The organism is Amycolatopsis antarctica (assembly GCF_002262875.1).
GTDB lineage: Bacteria > Actinomycetota > Actinomycetes > Mycobacteriales > Pseudonocardiaceae > Amycolatopsis > Amycolatopsis antarctica.
Window position 1 is genome coordinate 160,770 of record NZ_NKYE01000003.1, and the last position, 19,693, is coordinate 180,462.

20 protein-coding genes are annotated in these 19,693 nt (G+C 68.9%); 6 read left to right on the forward strand and 14 right to left on the reverse strand.

Going from position 1 to position 19,693, the window contains the following annotated elements; genetic code table 11:
* Positions 1–56 precede the first annotated feature (56 nt).
* Positions 57–1,313 (reverse strand): glycosyltransferase family 4 protein, encoded by a 1,257-nt coding sequence (locus CFN78_RS06610; protein WP_094861712.1) that lies wholly within the window; start codon positions 1,311–1,313, stop codon positions 57–59.
* 199 nt (positions 1,314–1,512) lie between these two features.
* On the opposite strand from CFN78_RS06610, the gene CFN78_RS06615 reads away from it, so the two are divergent.
* Positions 1,513–3,294: a glycoside hydrolase family 2 protein gene (locus tag CFN78_RS06615; protein WP_205660449.1), complete on the forward strand. Its 1,782-nt coding sequence runs from the start codon at positions 1,513–1,515 to the stop codon at positions 3,292–3,294.
* Between the two features lie 30 nt (positions 3,295–3,324).
* A complete protein-coding gene (locus CFN78_RS06620) occupies positions 3,325–4,407 on the forward strand; it encodes an aldose 1-epimerase family protein (protein ID WP_240519308.1) in 1,083 nt (360 codons plus the stop codon).
* 175 nt (positions 4,408–4,582) lie between these two features.
* Here CFN78_RS06620 and CFN78_RS06625 read toward each other — a convergent pair whose 3' ends face one another.
* Positions 4,583–6,085 carry a 1,4-alpha-glucan branching protein domain-containing protein gene (locus tag CFN78_RS06625; RefSeq protein ID WP_094861714.1) on the reverse strand — a complete coding sequence of 501 codons (1,503 nt, stop codon included), beginning with the start codon at positions 6,083–6,085 and terminating at the stop codon, positions 4,583–4,585.
* On the reverse strand, positions 6,082–6,858 hold the full coding sequence (locus tag CFN78_RS06630; RefSeq protein WP_240519309.1) for a class I SAM-dependent methyltransferase: 777 nt from the start codon (positions 6,856–6,858) through the stop codon (positions 6,082–6,084). The genes CFN78_RS06625 and CFN78_RS06630 overlap by 4 nt, the downstream gene beginning before the upstream one ends.
* A 61-nt stretch (positions 6,859–6,919) precedes the next feature.
* On the opposite strand from CFN78_RS06630, the gene CFN78_RS06635 reads away from it, so the two are divergent.
* Both CFN78_RS06635 and CFN78_RS06640 read left to right on the forward strand, forming a co-directional pair.
* Positions 6,920–7,846 carry a tyrosine-type recombinase/integrase gene (locus CFN78_RS06635; RefSeq protein WP_094861716.1) on the forward strand — a complete coding sequence of 309 codons (927 nt, stop codon included), beginning with the start codon at positions 6,920–6,922 and terminating at the stop codon, positions 7,844–7,846.
* Positions 7,847–7,884: 38 nt separating this feature from the next.
* A complete protein-coding gene (locus CFN78_RS06640; protein ID WP_240519310.1) occupies positions 7,885–8,136 on the forward strand; it encodes a hypothetical protein in 252 nt (83 codons plus the stop codon).
* Between the two features lie 52 nt (positions 8,137–8,188).
* Here CFN78_RS06640 and CFN78_RS06645 read toward each other — a convergent pair whose 3' ends face one another.
* The 6 genes from CFN78_RS06645 to CFN78_RS06660 form a co-directional block, all read right to left on the reverse strand.
* The gene (locus CFN78_RS06645) at positions 8,189–8,389 is read right to left on the reverse strand and encodes a hypothetical protein (protein ID WP_133116293.1); all 201 of its coding nucleotides are present in this window, start codon (positions 8,387–8,389) and stop codon (positions 8,189–8,191) included.
* Positions 8,390–8,399: 10 nt separating this feature from the next.
* Positions 8,400–8,576 (reverse strand): hypothetical protein, encoded by a 177-nt coding sequence (locus CFN78_RS29045; RefSeq protein WP_165777468.1) that lies wholly within the window; start codon positions 8,574–8,576, stop codon positions 8,400–8,402.
* A gap of 197 nt (positions 8,577–8,773) precedes the next feature.
* The gene (locus tag CFN78_RS29050) at positions 8,774–8,914 is read right to left on the reverse strand and encodes a hypothetical protein (RefSeq protein ID WP_165777469.1); all 141 of its coding nucleotides are present in this window, start codon (positions 8,912–8,914) and stop codon (positions 8,774–8,776) included.
* Positions 8,915–8,974: 60 nt separating this feature from the next.
* Complete coding sequence (locus CFN78_RS06650; RefSeq protein ID WP_094861718.1) at positions 8,975–9,178, reverse strand: hypothetical protein; 204 nt, start codon at positions 9,176–9,178, stop codon at positions 8,975–8,977.
* Positions 9,175–9,390: a hypothetical protein gene (locus CFN78_RS06655; RefSeq protein ID WP_094861719.1), complete on the reverse strand. Its 216-nt coding sequence runs from the start codon at positions 9,388–9,390 to the stop codon at positions 9,175–9,177. The genes CFN78_RS06650 and CFN78_RS06655 overlap by 4 nt, the downstream gene beginning before the upstream one ends.
* Positions 9,387–9,569 carry a hypothetical protein gene (locus tag CFN78_RS06660; protein ID WP_094861720.1) on the reverse strand — a complete coding sequence of 61 codons (183 nt, stop codon included), beginning with the start codon at positions 9,567–9,569 and terminating at the stop codon, positions 9,387–9,389. The genes CFN78_RS06655 and CFN78_RS06660 overlap by 4 nt, the downstream gene beginning before the upstream one ends.
* Before the next feature lie 122 nt (positions 9,570–9,691).
* On the opposite strand from CFN78_RS06660, the gene CFN78_RS06665 reads away from it, so the two are divergent.
* Positions 9,692–10,573 carry a helix-turn-helix domain-containing protein gene (locus tag CFN78_RS06665; RefSeq protein ID WP_094861721.1) on the forward strand — a complete coding sequence of 294 codons (882 nt, stop codon included), beginning with the start codon at positions 9,692–9,694 and terminating at the stop codon, positions 10,571–10,573.
* Positions 10,570–10,746 carry a DUF397 domain-containing protein gene (locus CFN78_RS06670; RefSeq protein ID WP_094861722.1) on the forward strand — a complete coding sequence of 59 codons (177 nt, stop codon included), beginning with the start codon at positions 10,570–10,572 and terminating at the stop codon, positions 10,744–10,746. The genes CFN78_RS06665 and CFN78_RS06670 overlap by 4 nt, the downstream gene beginning before the upstream one ends.
* Positions 10,747–10,799: 53 nt before the next feature.
* On the opposite strand, the gene CFN78_RS06675 is transcribed toward CFN78_RS06670, so the two are convergent.
* Genes CFN78_RS06675 through CFN78_RS06695 form a run of 5 tightly spaced genes read right to left on the reverse strand, consistent with a single transcriptional unit; the run spans position 10,800 to position 19,677 of the window.
* A complete protein-coding gene (locus CFN78_RS06675; protein WP_094861723.1) occupies positions 10,800–11,084 on the reverse strand; it encodes a hypothetical protein in 285 nt (94 codons plus the stop codon).
* Positions 11,085–11,108: 24 nt separating this feature from the next.
* Positions 11,109–11,897 (reverse strand): hypothetical protein, encoded by a 789-nt coding sequence (locus CFN78_RS06680; RefSeq protein ID WP_094861724.1) that lies wholly within the window; start codon positions 11,895–11,897, stop codon positions 11,109–11,111.
* Positions 11,898–11,900: 3 nt separating this feature from the next.
* Entirely contained in the window at positions 11,901–14,435 is a 2,535-nt protein-coding gene (locus tag CFN78_RS06685) for a hypothetical protein (RefSeq protein WP_094861725.1), read from the reverse strand.
* Positions 14,435–15,157 carry a hypothetical protein gene (locus CFN78_RS06690; RefSeq protein ID WP_133116294.1) on the reverse strand — a complete coding sequence of 241 codons (723 nt, stop codon included), beginning with the start codon at positions 15,155–15,157 and terminating at the stop codon, positions 14,435–14,437. Before CFN78_RS06690 ends, CFN78_RS06685 begins: the two co-directional genes overlap by 1 nt.
* Positions 15,158–15,192: 35 nt before the next feature.
* Positions 15,193–19,677 carry a phage tail tape measure family protein gene (locus CFN78_RS06695; protein WP_094861727.1) on the reverse strand — a complete coding sequence of 1,495 codons (4,485 nt, stop codon included), beginning with the start codon at positions 19,675–19,677 and terminating at the stop codon, positions 15,193–15,195.
* Positions 19,678–19,693 lie beyond the last annotated feature (16 nt).

Below are 19,693 nucleotides of genomic sequence, written 5' to 3' on the forward strand. Positions count from 1 at the left end.
CGCCCTGCCCCGCAGCGGGCGACGTTCCCTGCCGATGCCGTTCCGGAGGCGCAACGTCAGACGTCGAAGGTGTTGCCGGTGGCGATCTTCGGCCTGCCGAGCGTCTCCGGCACGCGTGGCTTCGCCCTGCGGTAGACCTCCGCCGTGGACTCGGCGATCCGGCCCCAGTCGAAGTCGCCAGCCAGCCGGGACTGGGCGGCCGCGGCACGAATCGTCGCCGACGCCGGATCGGCCAGTACCCTCCCGACCGCCGCGCCGAGCGCATCGACGTCCCCCGGAGTGAACGCCAGGCCGGTCTCCCCGTCGATGACGACCTCGCCGAGACCGCCCGCCGTCGAGGCGACCAGCGGGGCCTTCGCCGCGGCCGCCTCCAGCGCCACGATCCCGAACGGCTCGTACCGGCTGGGCAGCACCACGGCGTCCGCCGCGGCCAGCACGGCCCGCAGGTCCCGGTCCGACAGGTGCCCGGCGAACTCCACGGCCCGCCGGATACGCAACCGCCGTGCCTGCTCGAGCAATTCTTCCAGATGCCTGCCCTCGCCCGCCACGACCAGGCGCGTCCCCGGATGCTCCCGCCGGATCCCGGGCAACGCCGCCAGCAGGTCCTGCACACCCTTCTCCCACTCCAGCCTGCCGAAGTAAAGCAGTAGCGGCGCACCACTCGGACTGTGCGCTGCGCGAGCCGACGCCACCTCGTCCGCCGGAACCCGCCAGCCCCGCTCCTCGATGCCGTTGTGGATGACGGCGATGTCCTCACCGCACACCTCGAACAGGTGCGCCACCTCCCGCCGCATCGCCTGCGAACAGGTGATGAGCGAGTCCACCCGGTTCGCCAGCCACCACTCCACCGAGTGCACCTGCTGGTTCAGCGGATGCGACAACCAGCCCGAATGCCTGCCCGCCTCGGTGGCGTGGATCGTGCCGACCAGCGGCACCTCCGCGTGTTCGGCCAGCGCGATCGCCGGGTGCGTCACCAGCCAGTCGTGCGCGTGCACCACATCGGGCCGCCAGCCCGCGCGCAGCAGACCCTGCCCCGCCCGGACCATCGCGTGCCCCATCGCCAGCGTCCAGGCCACCAGGTCGCGCTCGAACGTCACGTGCATCGGATCCTCGGCGACCCGGACGATCCGCACCCCCTCGACGACGCGATCCGTCGCCGGATGCGTCTCGGCGTCCGTGCCCGCCACATGCCTGCACAGCACGGTCACCTCGTGCCCGTCCCGGACCAGATGCCGGGCCAGCGCGTGGACGTGCCGGGCCAGCCCGCCGACCACGACCGGCGGGTACTCCCAGGACAGCATGAGCACGCGCATGAGCCGAGGTTACTCACCAGTCGGCTTCGGCCCGTCCGGGTGAGCGGTTCGCGCGCGGCGGTCCCGGTACCGCTGGGTGACTTATTGACTATTCGGGTGAATCTGGTCACTCTTGTTGAATGGTGTTGAGTTCCGTGCGAAGCGGACCGGACTGGACGTGCCCTCGCGTAGACGCGCGTCCCTTGCGAGCATCGCGGCGATGACGATCTCAGCCGACGCGGGCGAACCGCGGCGCCACGCGCAGCCCGCCGCCATGACCACACCGTGGACCGACCAGGTCACCCCCGGCAACGCCCTGCCCGACTACCCCCGCCCGCAGCTCCGCCGGTCGCGCTGGCAGAACCTCAACGGCCTCTGGGAGTACACCGTCCGCGGTATCGACGGCTCACGTCCGCCCGGTACCGAGGGCTACGCCGAACGGATCCTGGTGCCGTACCCGCCCGAATCGGCGCTGTCCGGGATCGGCAGGCACGACGACCTGATGTGGTATCGCCGGACCTTCGAGGTGCCGCCCGAGTGGGCGGGCGAGCACGTGCTGCTCCACTTCGGTGCGGTGGACCAGACGGCGACGGTGTGGATCAACGGCCGGAAGGTCGCCACCCACGAGGGCGGGTTCACCGCCTTCGGCGCCGACATCACCGGCGCGCTGCGGGCCACCGGTGTGCAGGAGATCGTGGTCCGCGCCGAGGACCGCAACGAGACGGCCACCTTCCCCGTCGGCAAGCAGCGCAACGAGCCGGGCGGCATCCTCTACACCGGCGCCTCCGGAATCTGGCAGACCGTGTGGCTCGAACCCGTTCCCGCCGCGCACATCACCAAGCTCGACATCGTGCCCGACCTGACCAGTCTCACCGTCACCCCGGCGGTGTCCGGCGGTGACCCGCGCACCGAGGTCATCGTGTCCACTCCGGACGGTGCGGAAGTGGCCCGTGTCAACGGTTCTGCGGGAAAACCGCTGCGGATCCCGATACCCGGACCGCATCTGTGGACACCGGACGATCCGTACCTCTACGAGCTCACCGTGCGCCTGCTCGACGCCGAGGGCGCGGCGGCCGACGAGGTCCGCGGGCACGCCGGGCTCCGCACCATCGGCACCGTCTCCGACGAACAGGGCAGGCCGCGGATCGCGCTCAACGGGCGGATCACCTTCCTGCACGGACCGCTCGACCAGGGCTACTGGCCGGACGGCGTGTTCACCGCGCCGACCGACGAGGCGCTGCGCTTCGACCTGGAGAAGACGAAGGAACTCGGCTTCAACTTCGTCCGCAAGCACGTGAAGGTCGAACCGGCTCGGTGGTACTACTGGACGGATCGGCTGGGATTGCTGGTGTGGCAGGACATGCCGTCCCCGGCGGTGCTGCTGGACAACCCGCCAGGACCGCAGGCGCCGCCCGTTCCCGAGGCGCGACAGCACTTCGAGGCCGAATGGGCCGAGCTGATCGACCAGCTCCGCAGCGTCACCTCCATCGTCGGCTGGGTGCCCTTCAACGAAGGCTGGGGCGAGTACGACACCGCCCGCATCGCCGCCGACACGGCCGCCGCGGACCCGACTCGGATGGTGAACGCGGACAGCGGCGTGAACTGCTGCCACTCCCATCCCGACTCCGGTGCCGGTGACGTCTACGACGACCACACCTACGTCGGCCCCGGACGTCCGGAGGCGACAGGCGACAGGGTGACGGTGGACGGTGAGTACGGCGGGCTCGGCCTGATCGTCGACGGCCATCTGTGGCCGGGCGAGCCACAGGCGTACGAGATGACCGGCAGCCAGGAAGAACTCACCCGGCGCTATATCGAGGTGAGCCGGGACCTGCTGGACGTGGTGCGGGACAAGGGACTCTCCGGCGCCATCTACACCCAGACCACCGACGTCGAGAACGAGGTCAACGGCTTCTGGACCTACGACCGCCGCGTGCCGAAGATGGATCCGGCGACGGTCGCCGAACACAACCGCGCGGTGATCGCCGCCGGTTCGCGATGAAGCGGGCAACAACGGAGAAAGGGACGACCAGTGTCGGACGAAACGCAGCGCTGGACAACGATGTCGCGCAGGGGAGCGCTGGGAGCGGCCGTCGCCGCGGGCGCGATGACGGCGATGGCGGGAATCGCCAAAGCCGACCCCGCGGGGACCACCGCAACCGGGGACGGTGGCACGCCGGAGACCGAGGGCCACGGCGGCAACCGGCGGCAGACCGCCGTCGGCAGGCTGTACGAACTGCGGCGCGGCAACCAGCGCGCCGTCGTCGCCGGGGTGTCGGCGACGCTGTTGAACTGGCAGGTCGACGGCAAGGAAATGCTGCTGACACATTCCCCCGACGTCGTCGGCGAGGGATACCAGGGCAAGACCATCGTTCCGTGGCCCAACCGGATCGAGGGCGGCAAGTACACCTTCGAGGGCGAGGAGTACCAGGTACCGATCAACGAGCCCGACCGCGGCACCGCGCTGCACGGCCTGCTCAGCTTCGTCGAGTGGCAGCCGGTCCGGCACCGCAAGGACAGCGTCGTGCTGGAGGCGCAGCAGCACCCCAACTACGGCTACCCGTTCCACCTCGTGTTCCGGATCGAGTTCTCCCTGGACCGCAACGGGGTTCGCAGCACGCTGACCGCGCGCAACGTTGGATCCGGCCCGGCACCGTTCGGCACCGCCAACCACACCTACATCGCCGCCGCCGCCGGCACGATCGACACGATGGACCTGCGTCTCGGGGCGAGCACGTACTACCTCGTCGACGACAACCTGATCCCCACCGGCACCGCGCCGGTGGAGGGCACCGAGTACGACTTCCGTGAGCGCACCCCGATCGGGGCGACGGTGATGGACACCGCGTTCGGTGACCTCGCCCGCGACCGGGACGGCCTGGCCGTGGTCGGATTCACCCGCCCCGGCGGCCGGGACGTCGAGCTGTGGCTGGATTCCTCCTACGGCTACCTGCAGGTCTACACCGACGACGACCCGCAGGGCCACGAGCCCCGTTCCGGACTGACCGTGGAACCGGTGAGCTGTGCTCCCAACAGTTTCAACACCGGCGACGGGCTGACCGTGATCGCCGCGGGCGACGAGTGGAAGGGAACCTGGGGCCTGCGCGTCCGCTGATCCGGGTCGCGCCGGGAGGCTTCCGTGCGTGGTTCCGGTTCTCCCCGGGACCGGAACCACGCACGGTGCGGAATCAGGAACGGCACGGATCGCCGTCCGGGTGCAGCGCGCTGCCCTCCGTGGACGCCGTCGCCCTGCCCAGCACGAGTGCCGCGGCGGGAGTGGGTCGCCGGGGTCAGGGGAAGTACAGGTCGCGGGCGTCGAGGTGGCCGAACGGGCTGTCCTGGGCGCGCAGTTCGGCCAGGCGCGCGGTGGCCGCCGGGTCCTCGCGGCCGAGCAGCCCGGCCAGTTCGTCGAACCGTTCCGTGTGCGCCAGCGCCCGCCTGCGCGCGTAGTCGGCGGCGGAGTCCTTGGTGACCATGAACGCCCAGTCGCTGGACAGCGCGAGCAGGGCCTCGCTCACGGCCTGGTCGCGCATCGCGTCGCGCTGCCCGGCCCGCCCGGCGACACCCAGCAGCCGTTGCTGCAGCGCCGAGTTCGCCGTGACCATGTCGGCCACCTGTTCGCCGTCCCAGACCCGCCAGTCCTTCCCCGACCCCCAGGACGACGCCGGAAGGTCGACGGGTGCGCCGAGGTGCCCGGCATCGAGCGCGCCGCGCAGGGTGGTGACCCGCACGCCTGCCTCCGGCAGCGCGCGCAGGATGCCCTCCAGCCAGGCCGGGCCCTCGTGCCACCAGTGGCCGAACAGTTCGGTGTCGTAGGCGGCGACCACCAGCGACTCACGGCCGTGCCGGGCCTTCAGCGAGCGCAGCCGCGCGACGACGGTGTCGACGAAGTCCGCCACGTGCGTGCGCAGGGTGCCCGCCGCCAGCGCGGGTTCGTACGGTGCCTTGTCCGCCGGTTCCACCTGCTGGCCGGTGACCCGGGACGGCTTCAGCCCGACCTCGTGCGCCCAGGTGTGGAAGTCGCGGTAGTTCGCGTGCCCGGGGTAACCGGCCTTCGGCGACCACACCCGGTAGGTGACCTCCAGGTCCCGCCCGAAACAGACCACATCGGACTGCCCGACGGTGTGCGCCGCCGAGGTGTCGCCGTGCAGCGCGGGCCCGTCCACCAGGAAACGCTCGACACCCTCGGCGGCGTACGCGGTCTCCATTCCCGGGGCGTACCCGCACTCCGGGGCCCAGATGCCGGCCGGGCGGCTGCCGATCCGCTGTGCGGTGTCGGCCAGTCCGCCGCGCAGTGCGAACGAGCGCACCCGCGGATCGAGCAGCGGCTGGAACGGGTGCGTCAGCGGACCGCCGAGCAGCTCGATCGTTCCGGAGTCCACATAGGAACGCAGAATCGGGGAGAAACCGTGCCGCCAGCGGGTTTCGAAATCGGTCAGCGCGGTCGTCGCGGCCCGGTGCTCCTCGGCGGCCAGCGAGCGCAGCACCCCGTCGCCCCGCCACAGCGTGGCCGCGTGCTCGGCGCGCAGCCGCCAGTCGCCGAGCCAGTCGTGGAAGGCGCGCAGGCAGTACGGATCGTCGAGCTGGGCCGCCAGCACCGGCGTCACCCCGAGGGTGAGCACGTCCCGGCGGCCCTCGTCGGCGAAGCGGCGCACCAGGTCCAGCACCGGCAGGTACGAGTGTGCCCACGACTGGTACAGCCACTCCTCGCCGACCGGCCACCGGCCATGATGGGGCAGCCAAGGAAGGTGGCTGTGCAGCACCAGGCAGAAGGTGCCCTCGGATCCGCTCACGGACGCACCGCCACGGCCACCAGGTCGAGGCTCTCGTCCAGGTTCTCGCCGTGCACCGTGAAGTCCTCCGCGCGGATGGCCGTGATCTCGGCCAGCAGCTCCGGCGGCCAGCGGGTCTGCCCGGGCAGGTTTCCCATGACGACCGCGAGCTGCGCGTCGATGATCGACCCGCCGTGCCGCCGGTCCAGTTCGCGCACTGCCGGGCCGTGGTGCAGGCCGTGCAGCAGTTCCACCTGGAAACCGTTCGACCGTAGCAGTCCGTCCAGTTCGGACGGTGCTAGTTCCCTTGTGTGGTAAGGATTCAGCGGTACGTCGCTGTCCGGCGTGAAGGTCAGCCGGTTCGGGGTGGTCACCAGCAGGCGTCCGCCGGGACGCAGTACCCGCAGGCACTCGGCGAGGAAGCAGTCCTGGTCCCACAGGTGCTCGATCACCTGGAGGTTCGCCACGACGTCCACAGTGGACGTTCCCAGTGGCAGGTACGCCAGATTCGCCTGCGCCACGCCGATGCCGGGGTAGCCGCGTGCCACGTGCTCGGCGGTAGGACGGTCGTAGTCCAGGGCGAGCACCCTGGCGGCGCGGGTCGCGATCAGCCCGGCGCCGTATCCCTCACCGCAGCCGGCCTCCAGCACGGTCGCGCCCGCGCAGTAGGGCAGCAGCGCCGAATACGCGGCCTCGTGGCGGCGGAACCAGTAGTTCTCCTCGGCGACCCCGGGCACGGTGCGCTCACCGGTCAGGTGCAGATATTCCGCTTGACCTGCGGGTTTAGGTGACACTGGCGCGCTCTCCTGGTCGGTAAGTGTTCCGCATAGCGTTGCATGGAGAGGAAACCACCACATGTTCGACACGCTCGCCGACTGGCTCGACGAATGGCAGATCGTCCTCGACAACGGCACCGTATCCGCCGAGACCACAGAGGTGTACGTGCGCGGCGTCACCCAATTCATCACCTGGGCGCGAGACGCACAGCCACACGTCACCGCCCCCGAACACATCGACCGCCGCCACATCGACCTGTGGCTCGGCCACCTCACCCGGCAAGGACGGAAAGAAGCCACCCGGCGGGTGCGCCTCCTCGCTGTCCGCTTCTGGCTCGATTACCTCGTCGACACCCACGACTGCGACCTGACTGTCAACCCGGCCGCCCGGATCCCGCTACCCGTCCCCAAGGACCACCCCGTCCCCATCATCGACGACGACAGTCTCGCCGCACTCCTCAAGGCGACCGCCGGCCGCGACTTCTTCGCCATCCGCGACACCGCCATCATCCGGCTGCTGCTCGACACCGGAGTCCGGCGAGGCGAAGTGGTGGGGATCGATGTCGACGACCTCGACCTCCGCACGCAGGAGGTGACGGTAACCGGGAAGGGCGGCAAGACACGCACGCTGCCGATCGGGGGAAAGACTGCGCTCGCGCTGCGCAAGTACCTGCGGGTGCGCGCGACCCGCCCGGCAGCGACCTCGAAGCCGCTGTTCCTGTCATACCGCGCGTCGGACACCGGTACGTGGCGTCTCACGGGTGGAGGGGTCGGGGAGATGATCGATCGTCGGTGTGAAGCGGCAGGTCTCGGCCACGTGTGGCCGCATCAGCTTCGGCACACGTGGGCGCACGACATGCTGGACAACGGCGCGTCGGAGGGCGTGGTGGAGCGGTTGGGCGGATGGACGCCGGGGTCGAAGATGGTGAAGCGGTACGGGTCGTCGATGGCGGATGCGCGGGCGCGGAAAGCATCGATGGAGATGGCGCGCGGCGACCGGGTGTAGCGCTGTACGCGGTGACACCAGCGCTGTGCACTCTGGGCATGAGCATGACGCCTGAGCAGAAGACCGCGCAGTCCCGGGCCGCCGCCCACCACTCATGGGCGCGCACTTCGGACAGGACCCGCCGGACAGCGGCGGCACGGACGGCGGCCGACGAGCGGTTTGAGCGGCAGGTGGACCCGCATGGGCTGATGTCGCCACAGGACCGGGCGAAAGCTGCGGCGTCGGCGCGTCGCGCGTTCTACTGCGACATCGCCCGCAAGTCGGTTGCCGCACGCCGACGCCGGACGTGAGAGAGGCCCCACCGCCGGGGTGTGCGGTGGGGCCTCGGTGAATGCTGTCGGGTCAGACCGGCGGGACGATCCCGGGCAGCCAACCGGGGTGCGAGCTGCGGGACTTCTTGCAGGTGCGGCACGGCTTCGTCGACAGCGCCGTCATGCCGCTCACGGTCGCCGTCGGGACGGTGCGGTGTCCGTCGCCGTGGCATTCCGGGCACACGGTGCGGAAGCTGCGCGGGGGGTCCTGTGGCTTCTCGTCGTCCGGCATGGCCGCCACCCTACGCCGGTCCGCTCACGATCTGACCGGATGCGTCGCACTGCCCGCAGTCCTCCTTGACCTGTTCGGTGACGTATTCCTTGCCGCGCTTCACCTGCCGGGACACCATGTTGTAGGTCTTCCCGTTGCACGTCGGGCAGGTGAAAACCTGCCGATTGTCGGGGGTCTTCGCCATCATGATGCGTCATCCTTTCGTGTGGTGGTGCTTCGGTCACAGCTTCCGCAGTCCGTCGAGGACGCGTTGTAGCAGTGCGTCGTCGACGGGGGTGCGTTGGTAGAAGGCGGCCGTGGCGTCGTGGCGGGCCTGCCAGGTGTGTTCGGCGCGGTCGTGGTCGCGTTGGGATGGCCAGTGCAGTTGGCGGGGCAGACGCACGGTCAGATCGGTTCGAGGCCGGTGCCGTGGCAGTGGGGGCATGTGCGGGTGGTGTGGATCGTGCGCCCGTGGACGCGGTAGTGGACGTGCTGGATCTTCGCGCCGTGGCACACCTGGCACGGTGGGGTGTCGTCGTCGATCATGTGGTCCTTGTGGTGGCCCGGCCGGTGCACCGTCTCGGGGCCAGTGCACCGGCCGGGGGCTCATCGGGTCGCCTGCTCGGCGATCGTGTGCAGCTCGTCGCGAGCCGCGGTCAGCTCGTCGGCGATCTCGCCGACCACCTTCCGGTACTCGGCGGGGGTCACGGCGCCGCGGATCATCGGCGTGTAGTGCTGCGAGCGGGTGTAGATGTTCCACACGACCTGCAGGGCGGGGTCGACGGGGATCGGGCCGGGGCGTCCGGTCATGGGTGGTCTCCGAGTGCGAGGGCGCAGGTGGGGCACATGCGGCTGCTGGTGGTGGTCGCGATGACGTGTGGTCGCCGGTGGGCTTCGATGTGCCCGATGGGGTGGAGGTAGAAGCAGGTGTGGTCGCGGACGTCGCTCGCCGGGTAGGCGTGGAGGAGGCCGTCGTCGGTGCACTCGCGGTACAGCACGTCCAGTGCCGGGGCGGCGGTCACCGTCGTGCCCGGGTCAGTGCGTTCGCCGCCTGAAACGCGGGCAGCATCTTCTCGATCTGCTCGGCTTCGGCCTGTTCGTCGGCTCCCGGCTGTCGAGTGCGGGCGCGGACGGCGCGGTGCGCCAGCGGCAGCAGCGCGAGGAGGACGAGGATCGGCAGTAGCCACGTTGCGATTCCCATGCGCTGCTCCTCTGGTACACGCTCAGTCTTGGTGCGTAACATGCTGCACCATGCGTAACAGCGATGCAAGCCGGGGGCAGGGACCAGGGTGGCCGCGCGAGCCACGCGATAGACTCTGGTACATGACACGCACCACGGAGGAGGGCGGCCCGGCCGCCACCTCACGGGACCGGACACTCGCGGGCGTACTCCGCGACACCTGGGAGCGTCGGAAGCGTGAGACCGGCATGAGCCTGCGAGCCCTCGGCGATCAGGTCGGCGTCAGCCACGCCAGCCTGTCCCGCTGGTTCAAGGGGCAGGTCGTGCCGTCCTACGAGGGTGTCGTGTCCGTCGTCGCCGCGCTCGGCGTGGTCGGCGAGGAGAAAGAGATGATCCTGACGCTCGCCCGGAACCCCGGACCGAACCTCGTCACCACCGGCCCGCCCGGTGTGTCACAGCAGCTTGCCGGCGTCATGGAGCTGGAACGCACCGCGTCGTCGATGACAGTGTGGTCGCCCCTGCAGGTGCCCGGCCTGCTGCAGTCCCGGGCGTACGCGCAGGCGGTGATCGGCGCGGGCGGGAAGCTGACGCAGGCCGAGGTGGACTACCGGCTGACGTTGCGGCTCGGCAGGCAGCACGCGATCGTGCGGGACGATCCGATCAAGCTGTCCGCGGTGCTCGGTGTGCCCGCGATCCAGGCCCGGGTGGGTGGCGCCGAGGTGATGGCGGACCAGTTGCGATACCTGCTGAGGGTGGCCGATTTCCCGGCGGTCACCCTGCAGGTCGCGCCGGTCGATGGTGACTGGCACGGTGGCCTTCACGGCTCGTTCCTGCTGTACGAGTTCGAGGGGCAGCAGTCCCACGTGCACATGGAGAACCACCGGACCGGCCAGTTCGTGGACAGCTCGGATGACGTTGAGGGGTACGCAGAGCTTGCCGATGAGCTGCGCCAGCTTGCGTACTCGGATGCCGACACCAAGGCTCTGATCAGGGACCAGATCAACAAATTGGAGACGACAGCATGACCGACCGACACACTGACCAGTGGCGGACCAGTAGCTACAGCGGCCAGAACGGCGAATGCGTCGAGGTGAAGTTCGCCGACCGCGTGGGCATCCGCGACACCAAGAACCGCGACGCTGGCACGCTCGACGTTGCTTCGCTGGCGTGGCGTGCGTTCCTCGCTGAGGTGCGCTGACCGTCCACACGCGACAGACCCCCGACCGGTAATCGTTCGGGGGTCTTGTTGTGTCAGGGGGTGACGTACACGTCCGCGTAGGGCACGAAGTCGGCGACCGGTTCGAGCTTGATGAAGATCGGCGCCATGTAGCAGACGAGATCGCCGACCTGGAACCGTCCGGCCCACGAGGGGTCTTCCGAGGTGGTGACGAACCACTGCGCGCCGACCTTCGCAGCTTCGATGGTGGCGCCCCCGTCCGGCACGACGGCCCGGTACAGGGCCTCGAAGTCGGCCACCTTGGTGACGGTGGTGATCTCGTGGGCCTCGAAGGACTCCGGCTTCCTGACGACACGCATGGTCTCCCCCTGCTGGTTGGTGGGTTAGCTGCCGAGGTAGGTGGCGGTGAAGGCGACTCGGGAGTCGGCGGCGACCGTGACCGGTGTCGCGGAGGGCACCATCTCCACGGACCAGACGGCCGCCCCGGACTGGATGTCCGGGTCCCAGCCGATAGCCGTGCCGCCACCGAAGCCGCTGGACACGAGCTGCCCGATGTTCTGGCCGAATGTTGCCCCGTCGGACTGGCGTTTGAAGCGGAGCGCGAGCGCTGTCCCGGCCGCCGGGGCCGAGTCACCGGAGGTGGGTTCGCCGAATGCGACAGTCGCCTTGAGCGCCCACTTCCCGAACTTCGTGAACGTGAACAGCCCTCCGGAGTACGACACGCCAACGCCTGTTTCGGGATTGGAGTTGAAGATCAGGTTTGCGCCACCGGTGAACCGCTGCCGGGTGCCGGAAGCGACCCAGCCGCCTTTCCACCCGTTGGTGCGGGACGTTTCCATCGCGGCGATGCGCCCGGCGTGGTCGGTGTCGGTGGTTTCGCCGGAGGTCATGCGGGTGCGCAGTGATGCGAGCTGTGAGGCGGCGCTGCCGGTGGTGGTGTTGGTTCCGGTGCCCACACCCGTGCCGAGGCGGTCGGCGAGTCGTGCGTTGCCTTGGCCGCCGTTGGTGCCGGTGTTGGTGGTGAGCGCTTCGAGGGCGTCCGCACGGACGTTGAGCGCCACACCTGTCGGTCCGACTCGGTTGTTCAAGTCGTTGATCGCGGCGACCTGCGCGGACCACTTCGGGTTGTCGATGATGGTGCCGTCGGCGTAGGTGGGGACAGGGAAAGTCATCGGTCAGCTCCCGAGGATCGTGGTCGTACCGAGGACGGACAGGTCGGGGTCGCCGAGGATCCACTGGCCGGGGGTGCGCAGCACTCGCATGGCGAGGCGGTCGATGGAGCCACCGGACGGCGAATCGAGCCGGGTGATGCCGATGATCTGCGCGAAGATCGCACCCGTGATCCCCTCCTGACTCGTCAGCTTCACCACATCCCGCAACTGCATTCTGGGGTCCGCGTGTATCTCGATGCCGTCGATCAGCGGTGACGGGACGATGGTGTCGTTCAGGACTGAGGTGCCGATCGCGACCGCAGTGTCGCGGGTCTGCCGCCACGGGTGCTCATCCAAGATCAGTTCCTGCACACCGTAGGTGGCGATGTCCGACGTCCGGGACACGGTGGTCTTGAGCGGGTTCACTTTGGTGTAGCGGGAACCGGGCACGAAGATCGCGCCCTGTTTGCCGCCCGCGAATGACGGCCGGACACTGCGCCACGGGTCGGGTGCGTTGTAGACGAGCTGGTACAGCTTGAGGGTGCGCTGATTCTCGCCGGGCCACACGTCGGTGTCCGAAACCCCGTCGGGAGTGATCACGGACCAGTTCTCCCCGTACACGTTGCCGGCGCATCCGGCGTACACGTCATCGACGGCTGCACCATCCGGGTCGGTGTTGTGGGGCAGGCGGCCGCCGCGGACGGAGATCACGTCTTGGATGGCGACGTCGCGGATGGTGGTGTAATTCTCCTTGGCGTGGAAAAGACTCGGGTTGTCGCATTCCCAGACGATGGCTTCCTCGGCGCGCCGCTCGGTGTACGGGATGGTGATGCGGTTCCGCTTCCCATCGAACGTCGGGTTCACCAGGTAGCCGAGGAGCCGGTCGTCGTCGATCGTCGGCGCGGACGCCTGCGCGATTTTCCAGTCGTTGCGCATGTTGTAGTGCGGTACATAATGGACAGTGCCGTACTCGTCGGTGTGCACGACGGCGAAGTCCGCGCCCGCGAGCTTACCCAGTAGCTCCCACGGTTCGACCTCGCTGGAATCCGGCAGAAACGTCAGCTCCGCGAGCGACGAACCGTGCACGACCGCCAAGGGGCGTCCGTCGGCGGTCTTCGGTGGGTGCTTCGCATCCGGGTTGTACGCGCCCACTGTCGCGGTGTTCCCGGCATAGATCTGCATGTGCTGCACCGGGAAGTTCGCTGTCGCCGCCGTCGGATTCCGCTTCAAATTGGTCACTGGCTCAAAACCCGCAGTAGTCCAACCAGTCGACGGGGATGGTGTCCATTCAGGCAGCGACACGAGCACATCGTCGATACGCAGCTCGCACGTGATCGCCGACCCGGTGAGCCGGATACGGCAGTCGTAGAAGTGCCAGCCCTTCGACGGGGCTGTGCCGCGCCACCACGACCACGTGCTGCCCTTGATCCGCAGCCACACATACCCGGCGTCGTAGACGACCATGCTGATGCCTGCGGGCTGGTAGTTGACGCCGACCGCTGCCGATTCGTTCCCGTCGTTGCGTTCGAGGCCGAGGTGGAGCTTCGCGAATCGGACCTGTCCGCCGGCGGGGTCGGTCTTGGCCCACGTGGACATGCCGACGGTGACGTCGCCGGTGCCGCCGTTGTTGGGGACGTAGAGGGTGCGGGCGGCGCGGCCGACGGTGTAGTTGGCCCAGTCGCGGGTGCCCCAATCGAGGTAGGGGTCGACGGCTTTCGGTGCGAGCCCGTACAAGCCTGCTTCCCACGGGGCGTTGTTGCGCCACGAGACGCCGTGACTCCAGATGCGGCCGACGTCCTTGTCGGAGATGTCGCCGACGGAGGGGATCATGGATCCGTTGCAGGACACGTAGTAGAGGGCGTCGTCGCGGGCTACCGGACCGGTGGGCGCCCCTGCTCGGCGTAGGGTTTCTTCGACGGCCCAGGTGAGGGAGATGGGCCGCGAGTACGAGCGTCCCATGCTCTCGGGGTTGGTCTTGTCCCAGTAGTCGAACGCCGCGTCAGTGGCATAGGCACCCCACAGTGGCAGGGTGACCTTCTTGTTGGTGAGGTGGAGGACATCTGAGGCCACAATGGACACTGACCGCTCAGCAGCGTTGATCTCGAACGACCGCAGCCAGCCGGTGAACTGGCGGGTGACGACCTCACCGAGAGCGGTGGAGGTGACACGGCTGTACCGCACGGCCACCCCGGTCACCGTGTAGCCGTACAGCGGGGACGTCGCCAGGTACGGGGAGAACAGTTGGTCGGCGGCGATTCCGTCCGCGGCGAGGCGCGCGTTCCATGCGGTGTCCGCGTCGTCGTCGCCGTACCGTGCGCCGCCGAGCGTTGCGCGCAGTTCGGCGGAGGAAAACCCTTGGAGGGTGCGTGTTACGTCGTCGGGGAGGTCGCCCTTGATGGTGGCGGCCTCGTCGGTGACGTCCGTGACGAGCCACGACAGATCGGAGTACTTGTGGTTGTACAGACCATTCCGTGCCCAGTCGAACTCCAGCAGCGGCTCGATCTGAATGTCGGTGCTCGCCAACGCCGCCGCGAGTGTCGTGTCCTCGGCGCTCTGCATCAGAACTGCTCCAGGAGTTCGAGCGCCACCGTGCGGCGCGGCAAGGCATCGACGATCTCGTCCGGGTTGCCGATAGCGAACGCGGCACAGTGCTCACCGACCGGGAAGTCCTCCGGCGCTACGGACCCGTACAGCAGACACGACAGCGGCATGGGCACGGTGCCGGAGCCGGTTGCCGACAGGTACGGCTGGACCCACTGCGCACCCGACGGGGACGTCGCGGTGTGCACGCTGCCCGCAGTGTCGGCACCGCTGATTTGGACGCCGGCGGCGTCGTAGAAACGGAGCCCGGTGCGCCCGGTGCCGGCGTACTGCCGGAACGACACGACGAGACCTGTGCTGGTGGGCCAGCGCCCCCAGATCGGATGCACCCAGCGGAGTTGCGCGGTGCCCGTGCGGGTCCAGAATGCCTGTCCACCGGCAGTGGTTACCGTTCCGGCGGTCGGATCCCACTGCGCCAGCCGCCCGCGGCCGACGCTCTGCTGTGGGGCCAGGAAGTTACGGGTGGAGGGGTCGATCATGGCGATGGGGCCGGGGCCGTAGAGCTTGCGGATGAGGATGAGGAGCCAGTCGGCGTCTGCGTGGTCGATCCAGGGGAGGGTGCCGGACCAGCGGCGTGGGACCTTGGAGCGGGAGGTGACGCGGATGGCCCCGGACAGGACGTTGTGCTGTGCCTGCGACACCAGCGGCGTTTTCCTGAGGCCGCGGGAGAAGTTCCGCATCTCGCGAAGCTCTGTTCCGGGGAACCCGATCCACATCAGCGGCCCCGATTCTGTTGTGCGCCAACCGAAGAAGCCCGCGCGATCTCGCGGGAGTCGAGTTTCAGCACGGTCGGCCGGTCCGCGATCGCCCGCGCCAGGCCCTGTACGTCGGCGCGCAGCCCGTCGATTTCACGTCCCAATTGGACCCGCACGGTGGCACCCGACACCGCGCCCCCACCTGCCACGGCGCCACCACCGCCCGCTCGGGCGAGGCTCATGGCCGCCATCTGCGGGGCCGGTGTGTTGAAGCTCTGCTGGATGGCGAGGGTTTCCCGTGCGGTGGCAACGAATCCGTCGCGGTCAGGGAAGATGTACTCGGGTCCCTGCTCGCCGACGAGGTACGGCATCCCCGCAGACACCGGGCCACCCTTCGCCCGCTGGCCAGGGTTCATGGCCTGGAGGATCTGCATCACCCCACCCACCGGGGACAGGCTGACCGCCACCGAGAGCGGGGTCCGGGTGAGTTGGTTCACCTTGGCCCAGAACGCTTCCGGGTTGGCGTCGACGTTGACGTAGGTCCACGCTCCGGTTTTGGTGTCCTGGATGAGGCGCTGCACGGTGCCGTCGGCGGGATCGCGCCGTGCGTCGGTGTTGACCCACGTCCACTCGCCGGTCTTGGTGTTCTGGATGAACGCCTGCACCGTGCCGTTCGCCGGGTCTGTGCGGGCGTCCGCATTCACCCAACCCCACGTGCCGTCGGCCTTCTGCTTCCACACGTCGACCTTGTTGTTCGCGAGGTCGACGTTGGCGCCGACAACGAAGTCCACGGCCGTGCCTTGATTGGAGGCGATGAACTGGTCGTACTGCGCCTGCCCCTCGGCGGTGTCGGGGAACACCTTGAACGACTTGTCGGGTAGCTGTGCGATCTTGTAGCCCAGCTCCAGCAGCTTCGCCCGCGCGTCCGCATCCAGGATCTTCACCGGCACCGGCACACCCGGCTCAAGCTGCGTGAGCGCGGACTGAATCTCCTGGATCTTCTGCATCGTCTGCGGACTGTTCTGCAGCGACACGGTGGTCGAAATGTCCTCCGGCACGATGCTGTAGTAGTCCAACACCTTCTGCACCGCATCCGGCGTGAGTCCCCACTGAGTGAGGGTTTCCGCGATCGCGTCCCGCTGCGCACCTAGCTTCTCGGTGATCTCACCAGCCGGCGTACCTGCATCCCGAAGGGACTGGGCGTAGGCGCCGAGCTTGTCCGCGCTGTCGGTGAGGAAGTCTTGGAGCGCGGACCCGTTCGAGGTGATGGTCTCCACCCGCCCCGACGCATCGACCAAGGCGTCACCGAAGCCCTTGGACTTGTCGATGCCCTCACCGAACCGGTCGGCGACACCGCGGATGGAGTCGTTGATGGACTGCAGCGATTCCTCGACCGATGGCTGGCGTCCGCTGAGGACGTCGAGCATGTCGATGATCGCCTGCCCCTTCGACGCCACGTCACCGCTGGTGCTCTTGAGCTTGTCGAAGGCGGCGTTGAGGGTGTCGGAGCTGGACTGCCCGCGGACCATCGCCTCGGACATGCCGCCCGTGGCGCCGGCCGCGCCGTCCGCCGACGACCGGTAGGCGTCTGCCGACCCGGCGAGCCCACCGTACTGGCCTTGGAGGTCTGCCATCTGCGTGAGCTGAGTGCGGTACAGGCCGGTGAGGCGGGAGACTTCCTCTTCGCTCACTCCCTCCGAGCGGAGCTTGGAGGCGTAGTAGGACACGGATTCGGAGATCTGGTCCATCACCGCCGATGCGCCCTGTCCGGAGGCGCGGAGGTCCTTGAAGTGCTGGATGATTTTGTCGGAGCCGTACAAGTTCCCGGACTGGCGGATCAGCCCTTCGAGCTTGCCGTCCATCTCGGAGTACAGGGCTGACGCCTCCGCGCCGCCCTGCGTGATGCCGCGCACGTAGTCGTCCCACGACAGGTTCAGCGCCCGCACGTTGTCGCTGGCTTTCTTCGCGTTCTCCCCGCCGAGAATGCTTTGCTCGGCTTGGTCGGTCATCGCGCCGTTGGTGGCTTCGACCGCGGCCCGGTAGTCGTCCTGGGACTGCTTGTTCTGGAGCTGCCCGTCCTTGATGCGCTGGTTCTTGGCGGCGATCTCGTCCATGATCGCCGTGACGGCGAGCAGTGCGATGGTGATGCCGGCGCCGACCAATCCGCCCTTGAGGCCGGCGCCGAGCTTCTGGCCGAGGCTGTCGCCCTTGGCGACTTCGCGGCCGATATACCCCATCAGTCCGGAGAACGCCGCCTGCACACCACCGAAACTGATCTTGTTCAAGGCCCAGAGCTGGCCGGCGATCGTCATCACCGGCAGGCCCATGTCTTCGAGCAGAGTGATGAGGCTGGTGATCACCGTGATGCCGCCCCGGAACCCGGACATGGCGCCTTCGGTGGCGCCCTGCAGGTAGGGGAGTCCGGAGGTGGAGAGGGTGAGCGCCCCGGACTCGATCTGCCGGAGCGCATCCCGGACGAGGTTGAGCATGGGGGCGCCGTTGTTGCCGAGGTTCGCCATCAGTGTGCCGAGGAAAGCGAGTGCGTCGTAGGCGATGCCGCCGGTGATGCGCAGGGTGTCGCCGTAGCCGTGCATTCCCTGCTCCGCGTTGCGGAACATTGCGCCGGTGCCGGAGGTGATGGCTTCCAGCATGTCCGCGAAGCCTTCGGCGGCCGGGCGGGACCGGGCGATCGACCCGACAAGCTGCGACGTCATCGTCACGACGGCGGTGCCGGCGGCGTCCATCACGATCGCGCCGTTGTCGAACGCCTTCCACAAGTCCGCCTGGAACGCAGGGCTAGCGGCGAGGACGGCGGCCTTGTCGGCAGTGTCCGACATGGACCCGCCGATCGCGTCGATGCCGTGCGCGATGACCGGCTCCATCGACTCCCCGGCCTTGAGCAGCCGCGTGAAGCCTGGCAGCACGGCGGTTTCGGCCGCGTCGCCGAGGCGTTCCATCATCGGCTTCATCGCGATGAGCTGATCCACGAACGCCTTGCCCGCGGGGGTGAGCTTCGCGTACGCCTCCGCGAACTTGTCCACCCCAGCCGCACCACCGCTGGCGGCCTGACCCTGCTGGGCCATGACGTCGTTGAGGCCCTGCACCGCGTCGGCGACCTGCTCCTGCGCATCGGCCTGCTGCCGTGCCGCGTCCCGCTGCGCATCCGCCACACCCTGCTGAGCGTCCGCGACCGCTTCCTGCGACTGGATCTGATCCCGCGCCGCCTGCCGCTGCGCATCACCCACGGCACGGTGGGCGTCGGCCAGCGACCGCTCCGCCTCCCGCACCCGATCCGTCGCGGCCTCCCCAGCCTCACGCGCCGAGATCACCCGCTGCGAATTGTCGATCCCGGCGCGTTCGGCGGCGATCAAGTCGTTGGTGTCGGCGGCCCGCTCCCGCACCACATCCGACAGGCGTTCCTCGGCCTGCCGCACCGACAGGGCCGCACGCTCCCGCTCCAGCGAGGTCGCGTTGTAGTCGGCGTTGACCTCCCGTAGCCGGTCCTGCGCTTCCCGCAAAGCCAGTTCGGCGTCGGCTTCGGACAGGGCGTAGTCGGAGACGACCTCGGCGAGTTCGCGGAGATCGCGGAGGGCGTCACGGCGGGCGTCGTTGATGGCCTGCTGTGCCCGCACCGAGTTGCGTTGCGCGTCGGCGAGGTTGCGTTCGGCGTCGGCGACTCCGCGCTGCGCATCCTCGATACGGCGCGCGGACTCCTCGGCCTGCCACGCCGCGTCCCGTTCGGCGTCGGCCACCGCATCCTGTGCCTGCGCGATGGCGCGCGCGGTGTCCTCGGCGACCCGGGCAGCGTTGCGTCGGGCGTCGGAGATGCCGTCCTGCGCATCGCGGATCGCGATCGCGTTCGACATCTCCTGCCCAGCCGCGCCACCCGATGCCGCCCCGGCCGCGTCCTGCGCATCCGAGTACGCCTTGACCGTCTTGCCCGCCTGGAACATCGCCCCGGCGGTCACACCGACGGCGGCGCCGAGGCCGAGGATCGCGGGCCCGGCGGCCATCGCACCAGCCGCGGCGACAGCGAACGCTGCGCCGATGCCCGCGGAGAGGATGCCGGCGACGGCGGCGGCACCCATCGCTGCGCCGATACGGCGGCCGACGGCGGTCGCCTGTCCGGCGTTGGCGTCGACGTTCAGCCGGACGACGTTGCGGCGCGCTTCGAGCTGCCGGATCTTCGCTTGGGCGCGGGCAATGTTGGCGTCGACGTCGATCTTCGTCTTGCCGCGTTGTCCTTCGAGGGTCCGGATGCGGGCTTGTGCTCGTGCGATATCGGCGTCGATCTGGATGACAGCGGCGTCGCGGGTGGCGCGTGCGAGGTTGGCCTGCGCGCGGCGCAGACTCATGGTCATCGGGGAGTCGTCGGCGTCGAGGCGAGCTTTGTAGGTGGTGCCGTCGAAGCCGCGGCCCTCACGCTGTACGCGTTCTTTCGCGCCGAGGAACCCGGATACGTCCCCGTCGAAGAGGGCTACGAGCTTCCCGACATTCAGCGCCACACCACGAAGGGTGCGG